Annotated in this window: 23 protein-coding genes, 1 tRNA gene and 1 CRISPR repeat array; of the genes, 19 read left to right on the plus strand and 5 right to left on the minus strand. The window is 36.6% G+C overall.

Annotation, left to right across the window (positions count from 1 at the left end; genetic code table 11):
* The first annotated feature begins 7 nt into the window (after positions 1-7).
* The 3 genes from QM857_RS05575 to QM857_RS05585 all read left to right on the plus strand — a co-directional run bounded on the left by QM857_RS05575 (position 8) and on the right by QM857_RS05585 (position 2,914).
* Positions 8-886: a F0F1 ATP synthase subunit gamma gene (locus QM857_RS05575; RefSeq protein WP_178894906.1), complete on the plus strand. Its 879-nt coding sequence runs from the start codon at positions 8-10 to the stop codon at positions 884-886.
* Positions 887-1,077: 191 nt separating this feature from the next.
* Positions 1,078-2,484: a F0F1 ATP synthase subunit beta gene (gene atpD / locus QM857_RS05580; protein ID WP_036757320.1), complete on the plus strand. Its 1,407-nt coding sequence runs from the start codon at positions 1,078-1,080 to the stop codon at positions 2,482-2,484.
* Between the two features lie 10 nt (positions 2,485-2,494).
* A complete protein-coding gene (locus tag QM857_RS05585) occupies positions 2,495-2,914 on the plus strand; it encodes a F0F1 ATP synthase subunit epsilon (RefSeq protein WP_006148659.1) in 420 nt (139 codons plus the stop codon).
* Between the two features lie 45 nt (positions 2,915-2,959).
* Here QM857_RS05585 and QM857_RS05590 read toward each other — a convergent pair whose 3' ends face one another.
* A complete protein-coding gene (locus QM857_RS05590; RefSeq protein ID WP_414275320.1) occupies positions 2,960-3,973 on the minus strand; it encodes a lactonase family protein in 1,014 nt (337 codons plus the stop codon).
* A gap of 188 nt (positions 3,974-4,161) precedes the next feature.
* On the opposite strand from QM857_RS05590, the gene QM857_RS05595 reads away from it, so the two are divergent.
* The 4 genes from QM857_RS05595 (at position 4,162) to QM857_RS05610 (ending at position 7,937) form a co-directional block, all read left to right on the plus strand.
* Positions 4,162-5,325 carry an AI-2E family transporter gene (locus QM857_RS05595; protein WP_414275321.1) on the plus strand — a complete coding sequence of 388 codons (1,164 nt, stop codon included), beginning with the start codon at positions 4,162-4,164 and terminating at the stop codon, positions 5,323-5,325.
* Positions 5,315-6,547, plus strand: coding sequence for a tetratricopeptide repeat protein (locus QM857_RS05600; protein WP_414275322.1), 1,233 nt, complete (start codon positions 5,315-5,317; stop codon positions 6,545-6,547). Before QM857_RS05595 ends, QM857_RS05600 begins: the two co-directional genes overlap by 11 nt.
* 170 nt (positions 6,548-6,717) lie before the next feature.
* Positions 6,718-7,554, plus strand: a complete 837-nt coding sequence (locus tag QM857_RS05605) for a DegV family protein (RefSeq protein WP_414275323.1) — start codon at positions 6,718-6,720, stop codon at positions 7,552-7,554.
* A 107-nt stretch (positions 7,555-7,661) separates the two neighbouring features.
* The gene (locus tag QM857_RS05610) at positions 7,662-7,937 is read left to right on the plus strand and encodes an HU family DNA-binding protein (protein WP_004253345.1); all 276 of its coding nucleotides are present in this window, start codon (positions 7,662-7,664) and stop codon (positions 7,935-7,937) included.
* A gap of 212 nt (positions 7,938-8,149) precedes the next feature.
* On the opposite strand, the gene QM857_RS05615 is transcribed toward QM857_RS05610, so the two are convergent.
* Both QM857_RS05615 and QM857_RS05620 read right to left on the minus strand, forming a co-directional pair.
* Positions 8,150-8,392: a type B 50S ribosomal protein L31 gene (locus QM857_RS05615; protein ID WP_414275324.1), complete on the minus strand. Its 243-nt coding sequence runs from the start codon at positions 8,390-8,392 to the stop codon at positions 8,150-8,152.
* Between the two features lie 92 nt (positions 8,393-8,484).
* Entirely contained in the window at positions 8,485-9,423 is a 939-nt protein-coding gene (locus QM857_RS05620) for a DHH family phosphoesterase (RefSeq protein ID WP_414275325.1), read from the minus strand.
* 103 nt (positions 9,424-9,526) lie between these two features.
* On the opposite strand from QM857_RS05620, the gene QM857_RS05625 reads away from it, so the two are divergent.
* The 11 genes from QM857_RS05625 (at position 9,527) to csn2-St (ending at position 18,808) form a co-directional block, all read left to right on the plus strand.
* Positions 9,527-9,970, plus strand: coding sequence for a flavodoxin (locus QM857_RS05625; RefSeq protein ID WP_414275326.1), 444 nt, complete (start codon positions 9,527-9,529; stop codon positions 9,968-9,970).
* 114 nt (positions 9,971-10,084) lie between these two features.
* On the plus strand, positions 10,085-10,351 hold the full coding sequence (locus QM857_RS05630) for a chorismate mutase (protein ID WP_006148651.1): 267 nt from the start codon (positions 10,085-10,087) through the stop codon (positions 10,349-10,351).
* Complete coding sequence (gene crcB, locus QM857_RS05635; RefSeq protein WP_414275327.1) at positions 10,348-10,722, plus strand: fluoride efflux transporter CrcB; 375 nt, start codon at positions 10,348-10,350, stop codon at positions 10,720-10,722. Before QM857_RS05630 ends, crcB (QM857_RS05635) begins: the two co-directional genes overlap by 4 nt.
* Positions 10,716-11,045 (plus strand): fluoride efflux transporter CrcB, encoded by a 330-nt coding sequence (gene crcB, locus QM857_RS05640; protein ID WP_247921436.1) that lies wholly within the window; start codon positions 10,716-10,718, stop codon positions 11,043-11,045. Before crcB (QM857_RS05635) ends, crcB (QM857_RS05640) begins: the two co-directional genes overlap by 7 nt.
* Before the next feature lie 118 nt (positions 11,046-11,163).
* Positions 11,164-11,511, plus strand: a complete 348-nt coding sequence (rplS, locus tag QM857_RS05645) for a 50S ribosomal protein L19 (protein ID WP_001068669.1) — start codon at positions 11,164-11,166, stop codon at positions 11,509-11,511.
* Positions 11,512-11,555: 44 nt separating this feature from the next.
* Positions 11,556-11,627: transfer RNA gene (locus tag QM857_RS05650), tRNA-Arg, on the plus strand.
* A 114-nt stretch (positions 11,628-11,741) separates the two neighbouring features.
* Positions 11,742-12,632 (plus strand): hypothetical protein, encoded by an 891-nt coding sequence (locus tag QM857_RS05655; protein WP_414275328.1) that lies wholly within the window; start codon positions 11,742-11,744, stop codon positions 12,630-12,632.
* A 336-nt stretch (positions 12,633-12,968) separates the two neighbouring features.
* On the plus strand, positions 12,969-16,352 hold the full coding sequence (gene cas9 / locus QM857_RS05660) for a type II CRISPR RNA-guided endonuclease Cas9 (protein WP_414275329.1): 3,384 nt from the start codon (positions 12,969-12,971) through the stop codon (positions 16,350-16,352).
* Positions 16,353-16,531: 179 nt separating this feature from the next.
* The gene (gene cas1, locus QM857_RS05665; RefSeq protein ID WP_414275330.1) at positions 16,532-17,440 is read left to right on the plus strand and encodes a type II CRISPR-associated endonuclease Cas1; all 909 of its coding nucleotides are present in this window, start codon (positions 16,532-16,534) and stop codon (positions 17,438-17,440) included.
* A 4-nt stretch (positions 17,441-17,444) separates the two neighbouring features.
* Positions 17,445-17,768, plus strand: a complete 324-nt coding sequence (gene cas2 / locus QM857_RS05670) for a CRISPR-associated endonuclease Cas2 (RefSeq protein ID WP_135782170.1) — start codon at positions 17,445-17,447, stop codon at positions 17,766-17,768.
* Positions 17,765-18,808, plus strand: coding sequence for a CRISPR-associated protein Csn2-St (csn2-St, locus tag QM857_RS05675; protein ID WP_414275331.1), 1,044 nt, complete (start codon positions 17,765-17,767; stop codon positions 18,806-18,808). Before cas2 ends, csn2-St begins: the two co-directional genes overlap by 4 nt.
* Before the next feature lie 69 nt (positions 18,809-18,877).
* Positions 18,878-20,166: direct repeats of the CRISPR family, unit length 36 nt; unit sequence GTTTTTGTACTCTCAAGATTTAAGTAACTGTACAAC.
* A gap of 141 nt (positions 20,167-20,307) precedes the next feature.
* Here the strand turns inward: csn2-St and yidA are convergent.
* Both yidA and QM857_RS05685 read right to left on the minus strand, forming a co-directional pair.
* On the minus strand, positions 20,308-21,114 hold the full coding sequence (gene yidA, locus QM857_RS05680) for a sugar-phosphatase (protein WP_414275332.1): 807 nt from the start codon (positions 21,112-21,114) through the stop codon (positions 20,308-20,310).
* A gap of 12 nt (positions 21,115-21,126) precedes the next feature.
* On the minus strand, positions 21,127-22,431 hold the full coding sequence (locus tag QM857_RS05685) for an HD domain-containing protein (protein WP_414275333.1): 1,305 nt from the start codon (positions 22,429-22,431) through the stop codon (positions 21,127-21,129).
* Between the two features lie 72 nt (positions 22,432-22,503).
* Between QM857_RS05685 and QM857_RS05690 the strand changes: the two genes are divergently transcribed.
* On the plus strand, positions 22,504-22,881 hold the full coding sequence (locus tag QM857_RS05690; protein WP_414275334.1) for a DUF1934 domain-containing protein: 378 nt from the start codon (positions 22,504-22,506) through the stop codon (positions 22,879-22,881).
* The last annotated feature ends 61 nt before the right edge of the window (positions 22,882-22,942 follow it).

Below are 22,942 nucleotides of genomic sequence, written 5' to 3' on the forward strand. Positions count from 1 at the left end.
GTGTCAGATGGCAGTATCTCTAAATGATATTAAAACAAAAATCGCCTCAACGAAAAATACTAGTCAAATTACTAATGCCATGCAGATGGTTTCTGCAGCTAAGTTAGGTCGTTCTGAAGAAGCTGCACGCAACTTCCAGATTTATGCTCAAAAAGTCCGTAAACTCCTTACAGACATCCTTCACGGAGATGGTGCTGGCGGATCAACAAATCCAATGTTGATTAGCCGTCCGGTCAAGAAAACAGGCTATATCGTCATTACATCTGACCGAGGTCTTGTTGGAGGATATAACTCTTCAATCTTGAAGGCAGTCATGGAGCTGCAACAAGAATACCATCCTTCAGGTGATGATTTCGAAGTCATCTGTATCGGTGGTATGGGAGCAGACTTCTTTAAAGCTCGTGGTATTCAGCCAATTTATGAATTGCGTGGTCTAGCCAGTCAACCAAGCTTCGATGAAGTTCATAAGATTATTTCAAAAACCATTGAAATGTATCAAAATGAACTTTTCGATGAGCTCTATGTTTGCTACAACCACCACGTGAATACACTGACAAGTCAAATGCGTGTGGAGCAGATGCTTCCAATTGTCGACTTAGACCCAAATGAAGCAGATGATAACTATAGCTTGACCTTTGAGCTTGAAACAAGTCGTGAAGAAATCTTGGATCAACTATTGCCACAGTTTGCAGAAAGTATGATTTACGGTGCTATAATTGATGCCAAGACAGCTGAAAATGCGGCAGGGATGACGGCTATGCAAACAGCTACAGATAATGCTAAAAAAGTTATCAATGATTTGACTATCCAGTATAACCGTGCCAGACAGGCGGCGATTACACAAGAAATTACAGAAATCGTAGCAGGAGCTAGTGCTTTAGAATAGGCTCTAGTCCAGCTCGTATGAAAATGAACTTATACTCAATGAAAATCAAAGAGTAAACTAGGAAGCTAGCCGCAGGCTGTACTAAAGTACGGTAAGGCGACGCTGACGTGGTTTGAATTTGATTTTCGAAGAGTATTAGGACCTAGTTGAGCTAGGAACCGACAGTATCTTATACAGAATAGGAGAAGTAGATGAGTTCAGGTAAAATTGCTCAGGTTATCGGTCCCGTTGTAGACGTCATGTTTGCAGCAGGTGAGAAACTACCAGAGATTAATAATGCACTTGTCGTCTACAAAAATGACGAAAGAAAAACAAAAATCGTCCTTGAAGTAGCCTTGGAGTTGGGAGATGGTATGATTCGTACCATCGCTATGGAATCAACTGATGGCTTGACCCGTGGTTTGGAAGTATTGGACACAGGCCGTCCAATCTCAGTACCAGTTGGGAAAGAAACTCTAGGACGTGTCTTCAACGTTTTGGGAGATACCATTGACTTGGAAGCTCCTTTTGGTGAAGATGCAGAGCGTCAGCCAATTCATAAAAAAGCACCAACTTTTGATGAATTGTCTACCTCTTCAGAAATTCTAGAAACTGGGATCAAGGTTATCGACCTTCTTGCCCCTTACCTTAAAGGTGGTAAGGTCGGACTCTTCGGTGGTGCCGGAGTTGGTAAGACCGTATTGATCCAAGAATTGATTCACAACATTGCCCAAGAACACGGTGGGATCTCAGTATTTACTGGTGTTGGGGAACGTACTCGTGAAGGGAATGACCTTTACTGGGAAATGAAAGAATCAGGCGTTATCGAAAAAACAGCCATGGTATTTGGTCAGATGAATGAGCCACCAGGAGCACGTATGCGTGTTGCTCTTACTGGTTTGACAATCGCTGAATACTTCCGTGATGTAGAAGGTCAAGACGTTCTTCTCTTCATTGACAACATTTTCCGTTTCACACAAGCTGGTTCAGAAGTATCTGCCCTTTTGGGTCGTATGCCATCAGCCGTTGGTTACCAACCAACCCTCGCAACAGAAATGGGTCAATTGCAAGAACGTATCACGTCAACCAAGAAGGGTTCTGTAACCTCAATCCAGGCCATCTACGTGCCAGCGGATGACTATACTGACCCAGCGCCAGCAACAGCCTTCGCTCACTTGGATTCAACAACTAACTTGGAACGTAAATTGGTTCAATTGGGGATTTACCCAGCCGTTGACCCACTTGCTTCAAGCTCACGTGCCTTGGCACCTGAAATTGTTGGAGAAGAGCACTATGCAGTAGCTGCTGAAGTGAAACGTGTGCTTCAACGTTACCATGAGTTGCAAGATATTATTGCCATCCTTGGTATGGATGAACTTTCTGACGAAGAAAAGACTTTGGTTGCTCGTGCACGTCGTATTCAGTTCTTCTTGTCACAAAACTTCAACGTTGCGGAACAATTTACAGGTCAACCAGGATCTTATGTTCCAGTAGCTGAAACTGTTCGTGGCTTCAAGGAAATTCTCGACGGTAAATACGATCACCTTCCAGAAGATGCCTTCCGTGGAGTAGGTTCAATCGAAGATGTTATTGCTAAGGCTGAAAAAATGGGATTTTAAGAGGTGATCTATGGCACATTTAACTGTCCAGATCGTGACACCAGATGGCCTCGTCTATGATCACCATGCCAGCTTTGTATCGGTACGAACTCTGGATGGTGAGATGGGGATCTTGCCACGACATGAAAATATGATTGCGGTTCTAGCAGTTGATGAAGTAAAGGTTAAACGCATCGATGATGATACTCATGTGAACTGGATTGCAGTAAACGGAGGAATCATTGAGATTGCTAATAATGTCATTACCATTATTGCTGACTCAGCTGAACGTGCGCGCGATATTGATGTTAGTCGTGCAGAACGTGCTAAACTTCGTGCAGAACGTGAAATCGAAGAAGCACAAGACAAACACTTAATCGACCAAGAGCGCCGTGCTAAAATTGCATTGCAACGTGCTATTAACCGTATCAATGTCGGAAATAAATTATAAAATAAAAAATGAACTTGTTAAATCAAGTTCATTTTTTATTATTTCTTATTTAGTGAAACTTATGCAGACTGCTTCAGGAACCTGAAATTCATTAGAGAGTTCTGCCAGTCTACCAGTCTCAGGATTGCGCTTAAAGACAGTCGCATTATCAGAATCCTGGTGAACAGCGATAAGGAATTCTTGGTCAGGTGACAAATCAAAATCACGTGGATTATTCCCATTGGTTGGAACAATCTCTAATAATTCCAAGCTTCCATCTGCTAAAATGCTATAAACAGCGATAGAATCATGGCCTCGGTTCGAAGCGTAGAGGAATTTACCATCTTTAGAAAGACGAATAGCAGCAGTACCATTGAATCCATTATAGTCGTCTGGTAGGGTTGAGATGACCTGCATTTGTTCAAATTCTCCAACACCATCGTAAATCAATACTTCAATTGTACTATTGAGTTCACAGATGAGATAAGCAATCTTGTAGTGGTGGTGGAAAACAAGGTGACGAGCACCAGCACCAGGATTACAATTATAAGTTGCTAGTCTAGTCAACTTTCCTTCTAGATTGATATCATAGGTAATGACCTCGTCAGTACCTAAGTCACAAGTTACCAAATATTGGTCTGGTGTTAAATCTGTGTAGTGTACGTGGGGAGAAGCTTGGTTTTCATGTGGACCATGGCCAGTGTGTTGAACTTTGTCTGCCAATTCAAGACTGCCATCTTCTTTACGTTTATAGACTAGAACTTGACCTTTATGATAGTTAGCGCCATAGACTAGACTCCGTGTCTCATCGACTGCAACATAGCAGTGAGGAGCACCTTCTTCAACGACGTGATTCAGGAGGACACCATCAGTTTTATATGCTGCGATTCCACCTTTGTCATCATGGCTTCCGACAGTATAGAGATGCTGATGCTGATCAAAGGCTAGGTAGGTTGGACTTGGCTCGGTTGCAAAGAGTTCTAGATTTGAGAGTTTGCCAGTCTCAGTATCAAAATCAGCCCTGTAAATCCCTTGAGAAATACGTCGTGTATAGGTTCCAAAATATACTATTTCTTTCATATTCATACCTCTAGAAAAAGATAATTCAATTATATCATAAAAAGGCCTGCTAGATGAAAAATCTAAGTCAGAAAAAATAGCTCTTCCCTTGTCAAGAAGACAAATTTATCCCTTGCTAAAAGACTATAAAAAAACCTTATTTTTCTTAAAACATGGTATAATGTTAGGACAAAGGAAAGGAAGAAAAAATGGAACAAAAAGAGAAACACTTTACCTTATCTTGGTTTTTTAAATGGTTTTTAGACAATAAAGCGATTACTGTTTTCTTGGTGACCTTGTTATTAGGTCTCAATATTTTTATTCTCAGTAAAATTAGCTTTTTATTTTTCCCAGTTATAGACTTTTTATCAGTAGTGATGTTGCCGGTTATCTTATCGGGTCTACTTTTTTACCTCTTAAATCCACTAGTAGATCTGATGGAGAAGTACAAGATTAACCGTGTCTTAGCCATCAGTGTTATCTTTATCATTATTGCCATTCTCTTGATTATTGGACTAGCCGTTGCAATTCCAAACCTTCAACGTCAAGTAGTAATTTTTGCGCAAAATGTCCCAAGTTATCTCGAAGATGCTGATAGAGTCATTAATGACCTTGTAACCAAGCGTTTGCCAGATGACTTTAGACCCCAACTGGAGCAAGTTTTAGCTAATTTTTCAACACAAGCAACTGCTTGGGCAAGTAATATTTCTTCTAAAGCTGTTAACTGGGTAAGTGCTCTTATCAGTGGAACGTCACAGGTCATTGTCGCTCTGATCATCATGCCATTTATGCTCTTTTATCTCCTTCGAGATGGAAAAGGACTTAGAGACTATATTACTCAATTCCTACCAAATAAATTGAGAGAACCAGTAGGTAAGGTTCTATCAGATGTGAACCAACAACTTGCTAACTACGTTAGAGGACAAATTACGGTCGCTGTAATCGTAGCTATCATGTTTATTATCTTCTTTAAGATAATTGGGCTTCGATATGCAGTAGCGCTTGGTGTTACTGCAGGTATTCTCAATTTAGTTCCTTATCTAGGTAGTTTTCTTGCAATGATTCCAGCCCTTGTTTTGGGTTTGATTGCTGGTCCTGTTATGCTCTTAAAAGTTATTATCGTTTTCATTGTAGAGCAAACTATTGAAGGACGTTTTGTTTCTCCACTGATTTTGGGTAGTCAATTAAATATTCACCCAATTACCATTCTTTTTGTACTATTAACTTCAGGATCCATGTTTGGTATTTGGGGTGTATTGCTAGGTATTCCAATCTACGCTTCCGCAAAAGTAGTCATCTCAGAAATTTTTGATTGGTACAAAGAAATTAGTGGACTTTATGAACCGGTAGAGGAGACTGATAGTGAACAATAGTCAACAAATGCTCGAAGCTTTAGAACAACAAGATTTATCAAAAGCAGAATCTTTTTTCCAAAAAGCCCTAGAAGAAGATTCAGATGAAGTTCTTCTTGAACTTGCTGCATATTTGGAAGGGATTGGTTTCTTCCCACAAGCTGCACAAATCTATGAGAAACTAGCACCGAAATTTCCAGAAGTCTACATCAATCTAGCTGCAATAGCTGGTGAGGATGGACTTATCGAGGAAGCTTTTGATTATTTAGAGAAGATTGGTCCAGAAAGTGAATGGTACGTATCAGCTCTTGCCTTAAAAGCAGATTTATATCAGATGGAAGGATTGACAGATGTTGCGCGTGAGAAGCTTCTAGAAGCTCGTAGCTACTCTGATGACCCTCTCCTGATATTTGGACTAGCTGAACTAGATAGTGAGCTAGGAAACGATTTAGAAGCCATTAAGGGCTATGCTCAACTAGATAATCGTGCTATCTATGATCAAACAGGCATTTCGACCTATCAGAGAATTGGTCTTGCTTATGCACGTTTAGGTAAGTTTGAATCTGCAATAGAATTTTTAGAAAAAGCCTTAGAATTAGAATATGATGACCAAACAGCTTTTGAGCTTGCAAGTCTCTATTTTGATCAAGAGGACTACCAGAAAGCCGTACTATACTTTAAACAACTTGACACTATTTCTCCAGATTTTGAGGGTTATGAATATGGTTATAGTCAAGCACTGCATAAGGAGCATCAGACAGAAGAGGCTCTTAAAATAGCTCAACAGGGCTTGTCAAAAAATCCTTTTGAAACTCGGCTCTTACTCCTTGCGTCTCAGCTATCTTATGAGTTGCATCAAACTGAGCAAGCAGAAGCTTATCTGATTCAAGCACAAGAAAATGCTGATGACCAGGAAGAAATCTTGCTACGCTTAGCTACCATCTACCAAGAACAAGAAAGATACGAAGATATTCTAGCTTTAGCAGTCTATGAACCTGAAAACCTCTTGACTAAATGGATGATTGCTCGAAGCTATCAAGAGACTGAAGAATTAGATGCAGCCTATGATCTCTATAAGGAACTTGCTACTGAACTCAAAGATAATCCAGAGTTTTTGGAACAGTATATTTATTTGTTAAGAGAGTTAGGTAAGCTAGAAGAAGCAAAAGACTTCATTCAATTCTATCTACAATTAGTACCAGATGATTTACAAATGCAAGATTTGTATGATTATTTATCTTAAATACAAAAGATAATCACCAAGCATAGGTGATTTTCTTTTTTTATTAAAAAGAAGTATAAATTGATTTAAATTTAGGTGGATTGAGTATGAACTTTTAGTATTTTTTTGATATAATTGTTATAGTTATAAGTTGAATAATCAACAATAGTAAAAATAGAAAGATTGGCAAAATGACAAAAGTAAAAATTGTAACGGATTCTTCGGTTACTATTGAACCGGAAGTGGTTAAAGAATTTGATATTACTGTTGTTCCACTATCTGTCATGATTGATAGTGTCCTTTATTCAGATGCAGATCTTGAAGAAGGAGAATTTCTTCGCTTGATGCAAGCTAGTAAAAATCTTCCTAAGACTAGTCAACCACCAGTGGGACTCTTTGCAGAAATTTTTGATGATTTGGGTAAGGATGGTAGTCAGATTCTAGCTATTCACATGTCCCATGCTTTATCAGGAACTGTTGAAGCGGCTCGTCAAGGAGCAAGTTTGTCAACAGCAGATGTCACTGTTTTGGATAGTTCATTCACAGATCAGGCCTTGAAGTTCCAAGTTGTGGAAGCTGCTAAACTAGCTCAAGAAGGAAAAGATCTTGAAACTATTCTAACCCATGTAGAGGACGTAAAAAATCACACTGAACTCTACATCGGTGTTTCAACTTTAGAAAATCTAGTAAAAGGTGGTCGCATTGGCCGTGTTACTGGTTTGCTGAGCTCTTTACTAAATATTCGAGTAGTTATGCAAATGAAAGACCATGAGCTTCAACCGATTGTCAAAGGACGTGGTTCAAAAACCTTTAAGAAATGGTTGGATGAGTTAGTAGCCAGTCTTTCAAATCGTTCAGTAGCTGAGATTGGTATTTCTTATGCAGGTACAAATGAATTTGCAAACGAGATGAAAGCTGTTCTACAACCTTACGTTGAAAAACCGATTTCAGTCCTAGAAACGGGCTCAATTATCCAAACTCACACCGGAGAAAACGCCTGGGCGATCTTAATTCGCTATAATTCCTAAAAAAATGAAGAAAAATCAATAAAAACGTGTTTTTGACTTGACCTAAAAGGAATTTTAGGTTATGATTATAAGTGTTAATTAGAAATAATTTTGGAGGATTCATTAACATGGCAAACAAACAAGATTTGATCGCTAAAGTAGCAGAAGCTACAGAATTGACTAAGAAAGATTCAGCAGCAGCAGTTGACGCTGTATTCGCAGCTGTAACTGAATTCCTTTCAGCTGGTGAAAAAGTTCAATTGATCGGTTTTGGTAACTTCGAAGTTCGTAAACGTGCAGCTCGTAAAGGTCGCAACCCACAAACTGGTAAAGAAATCAAAATCAAAGCTTCTAAAGTTCCAGCATTCAAAGCTGGTAAAGCTCTTAAAGAAGCAGTTAAATAATGATTTTATAAAAAACCTATTAATCAAGCGTCAAGCTTGGTTAGTAGGTTTTTTTGTTTTATAGAGGACTTGTTACGAAAGTAGAAGTAGAAATAAGAATTAGGACCATTATAAGCTATAAAAAAATTAAAGCTTGAAAAAATAAAAGAAACAAAAAAACAACTCCGAATCGAAGTTGTTTTCGTTTAACCGTATACAAGTGATGCGGTTGATTATTTGAGACCGTATTTTTTGTTGAAACGATCCACGCGTCCATCTGCTTGAGTGAACTTTTGACGTCCAGTGTAGAATGGGTGTGAGTCTGATGAAATTTCCACACGGATCAATGGGTAAGTTTCGCCTTCGAACTCAACAGTTTCGCTAGAGCGTTTTGTTGAACCGCTAAGGAATTGGTAACCAGTAGTTGTGTCCATGAAGACAACTGGGCGATATTCTGGATGGATATCTTTTTTCATTTTGCAATATTTCCTTTCTGCCATGGTCTCTTTGCGAGCCATAGATTGTTACCATACTAGTCTATCAGATTCTGAAAAGTTTGGCAAGCTTTTTATCTATTTTTCAGCAAGTTTTTTAATTTTTGGTAGATGAGCTCATTCTCTTCTAAACTATACGAATTTGCTCCACTAGCAAGAGGATGGCCACCGCCATCATGTTCTTTTGCAACTTCATTGATTGGGACAAATTTACTGCGAAGACGTACGCGGTAGTGACCATCTGCTTGCTCCACAAAGATTCCCCAAAGGCTAACAGTATCAATACGGCCTGGAGCTCCAACGATGGCTGCCGTTTCCGCATCAGTAACGTCGTATTTCTTCAAGATTTCTTGGGTGAGAATAACACGCGCAGCACCATTTTCATCAACTTCTAAGTGGTCATAGACATAACCCTGGAGTTTGGCAATCTTAAAGCTCATAGTATCCATTTTACGAGTTAATTCAGCGTAGTCAAAGTTATGTTCTCTGAGTTGACTTGCGATACGAAGCGTACGTGCAGAAGTAGAAGGGTAGAGAAAACGGCCGGTATCACCAATAATTCCAGCGCTGAGCATTTTAGCAGCGTAGTCGGATAATTCTAAGTTAGTTGCTTCAGCAAAAAGAGCAATCATCTCACTCGCACTGCTTGAATTAGTATCTACCCAAACAAGATCGCCGTAGACTTCGTCATTTGGATGATGGTCAATTTTGATAATTGTCTCAGCATTAAGATAACGTTTATCATCAATACGTGCTGTGTTTGCTGTATCACAGATAATGGCAAGTGCACCATGATAGTCTGTGTCCTCTACCTGATCCATTTTAGCAAGCCAAGTTAAGGTTGGTTCATTAAAACCAACTACTTTTATCGTTTTTTCTGGAAAATGATGCTCAAGCAAGGCTTTTAAACCTACCTGACTCCCCAGAGCGTCAGGATCTGGTTTCATATGACGGTGGATGATAATAGTATTGTATGCTTTGATTTTTTCTAAAATTTGATGGCAAATTTCCATAAATAACCTCAATTCTTTCTCATTTCATTGTAGCACAAGAGTTTTTATTTTTAAAATGAAAAAGATATGATATAATGGAGAAAGATTAATTGAGGAGGACCTTATGGCATTAGCAAAAATTGTATTTGCCAGTATGACCGGTAATACTGAAGAAATCGCTGATATTGTAGCAGATAAATTAAGAGAATGTGGTTTAGAAGTGGAAGTTGATGAGTGTACAACCGTTGACGCTTCTGACTTTTTAGAAGCAGACATCGCCATTGTCGCAACCTATACCTACGGAGATGGAGAATTACCAGATGAGATGATGGACTTCTACGAAGATCTAGCAGACCTCAACTTGAGCGGTAAAATCTATGGTGTAGTCGGATCAGGTGATACTTTCTACGATGAATTCTGTAAAGCTGTTGATGACTTCGACCGAGTATTTATCGCTACTGGAGCTGAAAAGGGTTCAGAGTGCGTTAAAGTTGACCTTTCTGCCGAGGAAGAAGATATTGAACGCTTGGAGCAATTCGCAGAAGAATTAGCTGCTAAAGTAGGATAAGCATGAAGTGCACTGATGAAAATTGTCAGTGCAGTTTTTATTAAGCAGGATTAGGACTTTACTAGCCTATTTAGTGCTTTTTTGGTACAATAGTTCAATTAAAAAGGAGACTCTATGGATTTAGATAATATTCGACAAGAAATCGATAAAATCGATGACCAAATCGTTCAACTTTTAGAAGAGAGGATGCATTTAGTTGAGGGAGTAGTTGCCTATAAAAAAGCTTCAGGAAAACCTATTCTAGATACTAAAAGAGAAGAAGTTATCTTTGAGAAAGTCAAAAGTCGTGTAGGCAATAAAAAATACGAAGATACAATTGTTGAGACTTTTTCAGATATTCTCAAACGTTCACGTGATTATCAGGATAAAACAATCAAATGAAAAAAGAAAAATTTTACCCTCTAGGAATCTTTCTAGCTGGTATGCTGGGAGGAATTGTGCGTTTTCAGATTTCGAGATGGTTGCCATCTAGTCCAGACTTCCCTTGGGGAACACTAGTAGTCAACTATTTAGGAATTTTTTTCCTTGTCTACCTTGTAAAAGGTTATCTGGTTTATAAGGGAAGTAGTAAAGGCACCATTCTAGCGCTTGGAACAGGATTCTGTGGCGGCTTAACGACATTTTCTAGTCTCCTATTAGATGCTGTGAAATTACTGGACACAGGACGGTACCTTAGTTTGGTGACGTATTTAATTTTGAGCATCGGTGGCGGACTATTATTAGCTTATTGTCTAGGGAGGAAGAAATGGTAGTATTTTATCTAGCGCTTGCTTGTGGACTGGGTGCTCTTGTTCGTTATTTTTTTTCCCGTTATAATCAGGGTTCAGTACTGCCTCTAGGAACTCTCATAGCCAATATTCTTGGCTGTTTTCTGATTGGCTTATTTTATAATCATGTGGAATCAAAAGAAATCTATCTTATCCTTGCGACAGGTTTTTGTGGTGGCTTGACTACTTTCTCAACTTTGAATGATGAACTCCAAAGACTGATCAATGACAAGAAGGCATTTTATAGTTATTTATTATTAACCTACTTGCTTGGTTTTCTTGCAATTTTTTTGGGAATTTTGCTTTAAATTTCTTTACTTTTTCTAGGAATTTTGATAAACTGTATCTTGTGTGTAATGGACGCACAAAAATACAGTTTATCCGCTGAGGAAGTTTCCTCAAGATTGACAAAGATAGGAGAATAAAATGAATCCATTAATCCAAAGCTTGACTGAAGGTCAACTTCGTACAGATATCCCTTCATTCCGTCCTGGTGACACTGTTCGTGTACACGCGAAAGTTGTCGAAGGTAACCGTGAACGTATCCAGATTTTTGAAGGTGTTGTTATTGCACGTAAAGGTGCTGGCATCTCAGAAAACTACACAGTTCGTAAAATATCTAACGGTGTAGGTGTTGAACGTATCTTCCCAATTCACACTCCACGTGTTGAAAAGATCGAAGTTGTTCGTTACGGTAAAGTACGTCGTGCGAAATTGTACTACTTGCGTGCTCTTCAAGGTAAGGCAGCTCGTATCAAAGAAATCCGTCGTTAATTCGATGAACAAAAACTCTGCTCATACGGCAGGGTTTTTCTCTAGCTCCCTTAGTTCAATGGATATAACAACTCCCTCCTAAGGAGTAGTTGCAGGTTCGATTCCTGCAGGGAGCGAAACTAGTCACAAAAACACTGGATAACCAGTGTTTTTTCTTTGACCAGATATTGACCCATTCATAAGATATCCATGGTGTGGTATAATAGGCGTAGAATGTTTAGGAGAAAGAGATGAAAAAAGGCTTATTAATTGGTTGCTTATCCATGGCTATACTATTTGCAATATTCATAATACTTAGTCCTATTCTTGCAATGATGGATATGTGGGGTCTATTTGCCCATGCAAGTTGGAATGAACTTGAGCAAGCTGTACATCGTTCTTATAAGAACTACGGTCTTAAAGGTCAGTTTGAGTTAGAAAAATACGAAAAAAACTATACAAGTGTAGGAGGATTTGTAATCCATGGTACTTACACTGAAAATATAGATGGTAAAACCTATCAGGCTAATTCTCGCTTTGAATACTATACTCGTCCTTCGGAAAACAAAAAGTATAAAAAGACGGATGCAGAAGTAGATTATGAACAAAACAAAAAAATTTACCAGGCTTTTCCAGAATTAGCCTATCTAGGGATTGAAATAAGTCCAGGCACCAGTGAGTTTTTAAAAACATTGGACACTTCAATAACAGATCCTAAAATGACTGCTTTGAAGTACGAAGGGATTGATTTTCAATTTAATAGTAAATCTGGCAACATGTATCTTTATGATAAAATATTAGAGGAAAATCAAAGAAAAGGACAAGCATTACAAGGGATGTATCCCATGGATGCTCAATATCTTTTCCAAAAAGATATTTTTATACCAGAATTTCAATTTCGATACTACACTCCAGAAGACAAGAAGGATCAGTTATATGATGCCTATCTTGAAGACCTTGAATCGCAAATGAAAGAGTTTTTTAACAATCAACCCCTTCCAAGCGGTCTTTATGCTGTAAAGATTGATAGATATGAAGGGGATAAACTTGTCAATAATAGCGGTGGATACCATGTTAGGATTGAAAACCGTCAAGTTGTTGCCTTTATCAAAGATTTACAGCAGGAGTTGCTTTATCAATAACTGACATTTATACAAATAAGAGGAATTAATTACTTGATAAATTTTCGATAAACAAAATCATCTAAATATAAAAGAAAATAAAAGTTCAATCAAATATTGTACTAAGTTAACAAAATTCCCATTAATAAGTTTTTCTCAAGTATATTTATATTCTTGTATTGAGAAGAAGTTGATAGAATAAAGCGTAAGTTACGCTTTTTTAGTTTTATAAAATGAAGAAACATGTTTTAAAAAAATTATATTCTATTTTTGCTAAAAATATTTTATAATGATTTGATTTTTGAGGGGGGAAAGAGTAAAATAAAATTAATATAATGACTGGTGAGGAGTTTTATTATGAATGGTTTAGTTTTGGGTTTGGATATTGGTATTGCTTCAGTTGGAGTAGGTATTCTAAACAAGGTTACTGGTGAGATTGTTCATACGAATTCTCGTCTTTTTCCAGCTGCAACAGCTGACAATAATGTTGAGAGAAGGGGATTTAGAGGTGGACGAAGATTAACTCGCCGCAAAAAACATCGTAGTGTTCGCCTTCATGATCTATTTGAAGAATATGGTTTATTAACTGATTTTTCTAAGGTTTCAATTAATTTAAATCCTTATCGACTGCGTGTACAAGGCTTGGATAATCAATTAACTAACGAAGAATTGTTTATAGCCTTAAAGAATATTGTTAAGAGACGTGGTATTAGCTACTTAGATGATGCTTCTGAAGATGGCAGTACAGTATCATCTGATTATGGTAAGGCAGTTGAAGAAAATAGAAAATTGCTTTCTGAACAAACCCCTGGTCAAATCCAACTAGATCGTTTCGAAAAATACGGTCAGCTTAGAGGAGATTTCACTGTATTAGAAAATAGTGAAAAACGCCGGTTAATCAATGTTTTTTCAACATCTGCTTATAGAAAAGAAGCTGAAAGAATTCTTAGAAAACAGCAAGAGTTCAATAATAAGATTACTGATGAGTTTATAGAAGATTATTTAACTATCCTTACGGATAAAAGAAAATACTACCATGGGCCAGGAAATGAAAAATCACGGACTGATTATGGAAGGTATACTACTAAAAAAGATTCTGAAGGTAAGTACATAACATTAGATAATATTTTTGGTGTTTTAATTGGTAAATGTACATTTTATCCTGATGAATATAGAGCTTCAAAAGCTTCCTATACTGCACAAGAGTTCAACTTACTAAATGATTTAAATAATTTAACCGTTCCAACAGAAACCAAGAAACTAAGTGAGGAACAAAAGAAGACAATTATCGAGTATGTTAAGACAGCTAAAACATTAGGTGCTTCAACACTATTGAAGTACATCGCTAAATTGATTGGTGCTTCAGTTGATCAGATACATGGATACCGTATTGATCCCAATAAAAAACCTGAGATGCACACTTTTGAAGTCTATCGAAAAATGCAATCATTAGAAACAATCAAGGTGGAAGAGTTACCGAGAAAGGTCATAGATGAGCTCGCTCATATTCTAACTTTAAATACGGAGAGGGAGGGGATAGAAGAAGCGATTAACGCTAAGCTAAAAGATACATTTAGTCAGGATCAAGTACTTGAATTGGTTCAATTTAGAAAAAATAACAGCAGTCTATTTAGTAAGGGATGGCATAATTTTTCTCTAAAACTTATGATGGAGTTGATTCCAGAATTGTATGAGACTTCGGAAGAGCAAATGACAATTCTTACTCGATTAGGCAAACAAAAATCTAAAGAGACATCAAAACGAACCAAGTACATAGATGAAAAAGAATTAACAGAAGAAATCTATAATCCTGTCGTGGCAAAATCTGTCAGACAAGCTATAAAGATTATCAATGAAGCAACAAAAAGATATGGGATCTTTGATAATATCGTTATTGAAATGGCACGTGATAATAATGAGGATGATGCAAAGAAAGAGTATATCAAGCGTCAAAAAGCAAATCTAGACGAGAAAAATGCTGCTATGGAAAAAGCGGCTTTCCAATACAATGGGAAAAAAGAATTACCGGATAACGTTTTTCATGGACATAAAGAATTAGCAACTAAGATTCGTTTGTGGCATCAACAGGGTGAAAAGTGTCTTTACACTGGAAAGAATATTCCAATTTCAGATTTGATTCAAAATCGGTACAAGTATGAAATTGATCATATTCTACCTCTATCTTTATCGTTCGATGATAGTTTATCTAATAAAGTCTTAGTACTTGCTACAGCGAATCAAGAAAAAGGGCAACGGACACCATTTCAAGCTTTAGATAGTATGGATGATGCTTGGTCCTACAGAGAGTTCAAATCATATGTAAAAGATTCAAAATTATTAGGTAATAAAAAGAAGGAATATCTTTTAACGGAAGAAGACATTAGTAAGATTGAGGTGAAACAGAAATTTATTGAACGAAATTTAGTAGATACTCGTTATTCTTCTCGCGTTGTTTTAAATGCACTACAAGATTTTTATAAGGAGCATCAATTCGATACAACTATTTCAGTGGTACGTGGACAATTTACTTCACAGCTTAGAAGAAAGTGGGGACTTGAAAAATCTCGTGAGACCTATCACCATCATGCTGTAGATGCTTTGATCATTGCTGCATCTAGTCAATTAAGATTATGGAAAAAACAAAATAATCCTTTGATCTCTTACAAAGAAGGTCAATTCGTGGATCAAGTAACTGGCGAAATTATTTCATTGAGTGACGATGAATACAAAGAGTTAGTATTTAAAGCTCCATATGATCATTTTGTTGATACATTGAAGTCCAAAAAATTTGAGGATAGCATTCTATTTTCTTATCAAGTAGATTCAAAATATAACCGTAAAATTTCAGATGCAACCATTTATGCAACAAGAAAAGCGAAATTAGATAAAGATAAATCTGAAGAAACTTATGTTCTAGGTAAGATTAAAGATATTTATAGTCAAGCAGGATATGATGCATTCATTAAAATTTACAATAAAGATAAAAGTAGATTCTTAATGTATCACAAAGATCCACAAACATTTGAGAAGGTAATTGAAGAAATTTTAAGAACTTATCCTTCTAAAGAATTGAACGATAAGAATAAAGAAGTTCCTTGCAATCCTTTTGAGAAATATAGACACGAAAATGGACCAATCAGAAAATATAGCAGAAAAGGTAATGGTCCGGAAATTAAAAGTCTGAAATACTATGATAAGAATATTCCAGAATCATTTATTAACATAACTCCTTCTAATAGTAAAAATAAAGTAATCCTACGTCAATTAAATCCTTGGAGAACAGATGTCTATTTTAATCATCAGACAGAGAAGTATGAGTTACTTGGATTAAAATATGCAGATCTGCAATTTGAAAAGAGGACTGGTAATTATTCTATAACTATTGATAAATATAATGAAATTAAAGAAAAAGAAGGAGTTAGCAAGCAATCAGAATTCAAATTTACATTATACAAAAATGACTTACTTCTGATTAAGGATACCCCAAAAAATGAAGAACAAATATTTAGGTTTTTATCGAGAACAATGCCTAATCAAAAAAATTATGTAGAATTAAAGCCTTATGACAAAGGGAATTTTGAAGGTAAAGAAATAATCAAAGTGTTTGATACTACATCTAATGGTCGCTGTTTAAAAGGATTAGGTAAAAGTAATCTATCCATCTATAAAATTAAAACAGATGTTTTGGGAAATAAACATTTCATTAAAAAAGAGGGTGAAGAACCAAAACTCAAATTTTAAAAAATATTTTTAAAAAAGAGTTGCAAACGCTTTTACAATGTATTATAATATTAACTGTAAGGGACGCCTTACACAGTTACTTAAATCTTGCAGAAGCTACAAAGATAAGGCTTCATGCCGAATTCAACACCCTGTCATTTATGGCGGGGTGTTTTCGTTTTGTAAAGAGGATAAAAATAATGACTTGGAGAATTGTACATGTTTGTCAGAGTGAAAAGATGCAATTAAAATTGGATAATCTTTTGATTAAGAAGATGGGCGAAGATTATATTATACCCTTGAGCGATATTTCTATCATTGTAGCAGAAGGAGGAGAAACGGTTGTAACCCTAAGATTGTTAAGCGCCTTAAGTAAGTATAATATTGCTTTGATTGTCTGTGATAACGAGCATTTGCCAACAGGTATTTACCATTCGCAAAATGGCCATTTTAGAGCCTATAAAAAGTTACAGGAACAATTGTTGTGGACGCAGGATCAAAAAGATAAATTATGGCAAATAGTGACCTACTTCAAAATAAACAATCAGCAAGATGTACTCTCGATGTTTGAGAAAAATATTGATTGTATTCAGCTATTAGCAGATTATAAAGATCATATTGAATTTGGAGATAGAACCAATCGCGAAGGACACGCGGCAAAAGTTTATTTCAATGAATTATTTGGAAAGAAATTCGTTCGTCTTACCCAACAGGAAACTGATGTTATAAATGCAGGTCTAAATTATGGTTATGCAATTATGAGAGCGCAGATGGCGCGTATTATTGCTGGTTATGGGTTAAATCCCTTAATCGGAATTTTTCATAAAAACGAATACAATCAATTTAATTTGGTAGATGACTTAATGGAACCTTTTAGACAGATTATTGATGTTTGGGTTTATCAAAACTTACGGGATGAAGAATATTTAAAATATGAGTTCAGATTGGCCTTAACAGATACATTGAATGCAAAAATTCTTTATGGAAAAGAAACTTGTTCTGTAACAGTAGCAATGGATAAATATGTCAAAGGTTTTCTAAAATGTATATCAGATAAGGATACTAGTAAATTCTACTGTCCTATTGTTTCGAGTGTAGAATGGAGCTAAAGAAATGAGGTATGAAGCATTGAGATTATTGTGTTTTTTTGATCTTCCTATGGATACGAATCAAGAAAAAAGAATCTATCGTAATTTTCGGAAAGATCTGATTGCTAATGGTTTTGAAATGTTGCAGTTTTCAGTTTATTATAGAACGTGTCCAAATCGAAGTTTTGCTAGTAAATTCTATAAAAAATTAAGTCAAAGTAATTTGCCTAGTGGGAATGTCCGTTTACTAGCGGTTACTGAGAAACAGTTTTCTGAAATGGTTTTGATCATTGGTGGGAAAACAAAACAAGAGGAAATAGTCAGTGATAAAAAGTTGGTAGTTATATGAAAATGAACGTCAGTCATCCATACAAGGATAATATTACATTGAGTTTTGGACAATTTACTCAAGTTGTGGGTCAAGATCAACAATTAAAGTACTATATTTGGCAAATCCTGTTATGGTATTTTGGAGGAAAAAAATATAGTGAGGAAGATTTAGTTCTTTTCGAACAAAATGAACCTATAATCTTAATAGACAATACGGTGGTTTCCCGTTCAGAATTCAGGATAATTCAATTATCGAATATTAATGATTTAATTGAACAGATGGTGTATAAAAAAGGTACGGTAGCTTATGATTATATAAAGAAAAAGATTAATACAGTGGAGATGATGGAGCAAATTGAAAATATCAATGATCATCTCGATAGGATTTCATTGCTATTAAATCAGAATTTGAATTTACAAATAGATGAAATAAACTATCATACAGAAGCGAAATATTTTAATACAGATCAACTGATTCAAAAAAATTTTCTGCCCTATTTTGGACAAAACGATAAAAATATATCCTTTGAATTTGTTGACAATAAGACAAAATTTTTATTATTTCTTTCGATGTTGGAAGTAGTGATTACGGATCAATCTGAAAAGGTATTGCTTGTGCTCCGAAATATGAATGATTATTTATCCTATAAGGAATTCGTTGAGTGCTGTGAACACTTAGAGCGATTAACCAATCATAGTAGCATGTTATTCACTATTTCATTTCCTTCAAATGAAGGTTATCTTCATGTAACGAAAGAAGTACTAGAGGAGATTAACATTATTTCAGATTACGTTGAACATTTTTATTCTTTAGAATTTATGTATGAGCGATTTACCAATCAATATCCAATAAATCAAATACCTGATGAGCAAAATTTTTTATCCTCTATAAGAAAAATCGGACCTTATTTATTTAGTTCTGATATTCTCCATATGAGTTTATCAATTGAAGATCAAGTAGCATTGAGGATATTAAACGATTTATATCAGTATGAGATGAAAATAGATTTCCATATTAAGCCAGTCAATCCAATGTTATTAAAGTATTTAGAAGAATAGTATTGACGAGTTAGGTCTAAGACCTTATAATGGTTTTGAGCTACAAAAACCAAAATTGACGAATTTGAGGTTTTTGTACTCTCAAGATTTAAGTAACTGTACAACAATTCCCGTAGATATCATACAATTCAATTTGTTTTTGTACTCTCAAGATTTAAGTAACTGTACAACTGTTCCAGCTTGGAAACCTTGTACGCTATCGTTTTTGTACTCTCAAGATTTAAGTAACTGTACAACCTTGAACCGTCAAAGCGGTTTCTTCAAACAGTTTTTGTACTCTCAAGATTTAAGTAACTGTACAACGTGATGTTCTTAGTTGTTCCTGTAAGGTCAGTTTTTGTACTCTCAAGATTTAAGTAACTGTACAACGTCATAATCAGAAATCCCGTCTTTGCGTTCGTTTTTGTACTCTCAAGATTTAAGTAACTGTACAACTCTAATGGGATTTGATGAAATCAACCTATTGTTTTTGTACTCTCAAGATTTAAGTAACTGTACAACGCGAAAATGTTGTTATGGGTAACACAGCCGGTTTTTGTACTCTCAAGATTTAAGTAACTGTACAACTGAATCGTGATAATAAGCCTAACATGGATAGTTTTTGTACTCTCAAGATTTAAGTAACTGTACAACGCCCATCTTTGTCTTTCACCTTGTCAAGTGGTTTTTGTACTCTCAAGATTTAAGTAACTGTACAACAACTTTAAAGAAGGTCGAAACATTGCTACGTTTTTGTACTCTCAAGATTTAAGTAACTGTACAACATCGATGAGCTCGGGGCTATTGTGGCTTCTGTTTTTGTACTCTCAAGATTTAAGTAACTGTACAACCTTCTGCAACAGAAACGACCAGGAATGCCGGTTTTTGTACTCTCAAGATTTAAGTAACTGTACAACATAGTGGTTGTGGTTGTGGAGTGTTTCCAGGTTTTTGTACTCTCAAGATTTAAGTAACTGTACAACTCAAGAGCTAAAATTTCCCCTTTTCGCGCTCGTTTTTGTACTCTCAAGATTTAAGTAACTGTACAACGCGCTTCTTAATGCATAATAGACTGAACTAGTTTTTGTACTCTCAAGATTTAAGTAACTGTACAACTTTTAGTTTTTGATATTGTTGTGTGCTGTCGTTTTTGTACTCTCAAGATTTAAGTAACTGTACAACTACGTTTGACTGGTCAAAATCCTCTTGACGTTTTTGTACTCTCAAGATTTAAGTAACTGTACAACTGTATAGCGGGAACAAGTCCTTACACGCTAGTTTTTGTACTCTCAAGATTTAAGTAACTGTACAACTGTGGGGCTTGCCATAAACAGACTTTCACGGTTTTTGTACTCTCAAGATTTAAGTAACTGTACATTTTGTTAAGATATTTGGGACTCATTCGAATGAAAAAATTGTTTTTCTTTTAAACTATTATTGACACATGATTGACAAAACTATTGCCCCATCCTACAAAGGAAAATATAGAAAAAAACCACTCAAGAGAGTGGTTTTTAATGTTACAAGACCCAAGTTCGAATGGCATGGGCAACACCTGATTCATCATTTGTTTTGGTGATGTATTTGGCGATTTTTTTGAGTTCTGGGTTTCCGTTTTCCATAACTACGGGGTTTCCAACGACTTCGAGCATGGCACGGTCATTTTCTTCATCCCCAATCGCCATGGTTTCATCTTTGCTTAGTCCAAGTTTCTCAGCTAGGTGCGTAATGGCTGAACCCTTGTCTACATCCTTTTTAAGGAGTTCTAGGTAAAATGGTGCAGATTTGTTGATAGAGTATCGCTCGTAAAATTCTGCTGGAATCTTTTCAATAGCAGCATCGAGAATCTCAGGTTCGTCGATAAACATACATTTGACGATTTCTTTATCAGCCATCTCTTCAGGTGTACGGTAAAAAATTGGCATGCTGACGAGAGTTGACTCGTGTACGGTGTATTTTCCGATATTGCGATTGGCAGTGTAGATGCCGTTCTTGGTAATAGCATGCATGTGGACTCCCAGTTTACGGCTGAGAAATTCCATGTCCAGATAGTCCTCGTAAGTTAAGGATTCGCTGATAATCTCATGGCCATTAGTGGTTTCTTGGACAAGGGCACCGTTGAAGGTTACAACATAGTCACCTTCATCTCTCAACTGCAAGTCGTCAAGGAGTTTAGCAACACCAGCGATGGGGCGTCCTGTTGCAATGACAACCTTGACTCCAGCTGCTTTGGCATCTTGGATAGCTACAAAAACTTCGGGAGTAATTTCTTTTTTGCTATTAACCAGGGTACCATCTATATCGACGGCGATTAGTTTTATACTCATAAATTTCCTCTGTTATTTCTTATCTGGATTAAAATGATCATTCTCAATTAAATGGGAAAATTGTTGAATGATATTCGTGAAAATACTGTTTTGCTTAAGCATTTCTTTAGGGAAGTAGAAACGGTTGTCACCATGACGGCTTCCTGCAAGAGATTGAACGATAGGCGATAGGCTAGAAAGCTCAGCTAGTTCACCATTTTTTTGGACAATCTCAATTTGAGTTCTTGGATTTTCAGACTCTGGACGATAAATATCATAAGGAAGGTCGAAATTCTTGTGGATAGCTGTGTAATAGTTGGGGTCAAAACCAATTTCTTCTACTAAATTCCGCATGATCTCAAGTTTGTCTTGGTCGTCCTCAGAAAAAGTAATAGATTTGAAGACCTTACGGTTGATAAATCGTTGGGAAAGGTCGGCTAGAATTTTATCTGTACTAGTCATCCAGAGTTGGAAATAGGTATTCATTACCCCGTCGTCAAGTGCAAGATAGTCAGATAAGGTTACCTTCTTCTCAAAAAATGGTAGTAGATGTGGGGATGTAAGGGCAAAGAAGTCCTTATTTTCAGGATAGAGCTCCTTAGCACGTTTGAGAAGATTTTGCAGAAGGACTTCCATGGCACGTGTGGCTGGGTGGAAATAAACCTGCATGTACATCTGGTAACGACTGAGGACATAATCCTCGATGGCATGCATCCCATTACGCTGAAAGGCGATGCCATTTTCAACAGGACGAATGACACGAAGAATACGTGTCAGATCAAACTGGCCATAAAAAGCACCGGTGAAGTAGGAGTCGCGTAGGAGATAGTCCATACGGTCTGCATCAATCTGACTCGAAATGAGCTGAACCACTTGTTTGTTGGGATAAGTGTGATCGATAACGCTGGCTACTTTTTTTGGAAAGTCCGGTGCAACCTGCAAAAGAACCTGATGAATCTCTGTATCAGGGCTTTGGATAATTTCCTGGGTAATTGCCTCGTGGTCGGTGTCAAAGAGATTTTCAAAAGTATGAGAGTAGGCACCGTGTCCGAGATCATGTAGAAGAGCAGCAGTCATGGTTAGTAGTGACTCGTTAGAATCCCATTCCTCAGGATATTTCTCCTCAAAAATCTCCGTAATTTGCCTAGCAATTTCATAGACTCCTAGGCAGTGAGAAAAGCGACTATGCTCTCCACCGTGGAAAGTATAGCTAGATGTCCCAAGCTGTTTGATGCGACGGAGCCGTTGAAATTCTTTGGTATTAATCAGGTCATAAATAACCTGATTATTAACGTGGATATAGTTGTGAACTGGGTCACGAAATACTTTTTCATTCATAAGACCATTATAGCAAATTCCTTGCCTTTTTGGTAAAATAGTAGGGATAAGTGAGAAGAAAGAGGAATAGTTGTGAAGATTAGAATGAGAAATACCATCAAGTTCGATGAACAATTGGAAGTAATCGACCAACTTTATGATGTTGAATTACGGGAAAAGGGCGATTTTTCCTATCTTTTGTTTTACAATGAGGAACAAGAAAAGGTTGTGATTAAGTTTCAGGAAGAAGAGCTTGTCATGACACGTTTCTCAAATCCCAAGACAATCATGCGTTTTCTGAAGGATTCTGATAGTTTAGCCTATATTCCGACACCTATAGGCATGCAGGAGTTTATCATCCAAACAAGCCACTACGAAGTTGGTGAAGAGAAGATTGAACTAGCCTATCAACTACAAAACAAAGAAGGTGTTCCATTTGCCAACTACCGTTTAGAAATTACTTGGGGATAAGAAAAAGAGGCTGGGACAAAAGTCCTAGCCTCTCAATTGGCTTTGGATTGTCGAGCAAGAC

Origin of the sequence: Streptococcus infantis (assembly GCF_047463315.1) — a bacterium.
Taxonomy (GTDB): Bacteria; Bacillota; Bacilli; order Lactobacillales; family Streptococcaceae; genus Streptococcus; species Streptococcus infantis_AB.